This is a genomic window from Curtobacterium sp. P97, assembly GCF_023712445.1.
GTDB lineage: Bacteria > Actinomycetota > Actinomycetes > Actinomycetales > Microbacteriaceae > Curtobacterium.
In genome coordinates this window covers 1-414 of the sequence record NZ_JAMAYF010000186.1, presented here as the reverse complement: position 1 = coordinate 414, position 414 = coordinate 1, and the positions used below count along the sequence as shown (strand labels likewise).

The 414-nt window shown below is 71.7% G+C and carries 1 protein-coding gene; it reads left to right on the top strand.

Annotated features, from left to right (window positions below; all coding sequences use genetic code 11):
* On the top strand, window positions 1–353 hold a 353-nt coding region (locus M3677_RS17575; protein ID WP_251161224.1), incomplete at its 5' end, for a Fur family transcriptional regulator.
* Between the last annotated feature and the right edge of the window lie 61 nt (window positions 354–414).

Sequence of the window (414 nt, the reverse complement as noted above, 5' to 3'; positions counted from 1 at the left end):
AGGTGCTGCGCCTGGTCCGCCGGCAGCACCCCGAGGTCTCCCACCAGGCCGTCTACGACGTGCTGCGGGCGCTGACCACCACCGGCCTCGTGCGCCGCATCGAGCCGCAGGGCTCGGTCGCCCGCTACGAGGTGCGGGTCGGCGACAACCACCACCACCTGGTCTGCCGCTCGTGCGGCGCGATCGCCGACGTCGACTGCTCGGTCGGCGCGGCCCCCTGTCTGACCCCGTCCGAGGAGCACGGCTTCGTCGTCGACGAGGCCGAGGTCATCTACTGGGGTCTCTGCCGCGCCTGCGCGGCACCACCCGTCCTGCCCACCCTCGAATCCCCTGCAGAGAGAGGCACGCGATGAGCGAGCACGACAAGTCCACGGTCCCGGCCGAGGACTACGACAAGACCGAGGTCGCCAAGGC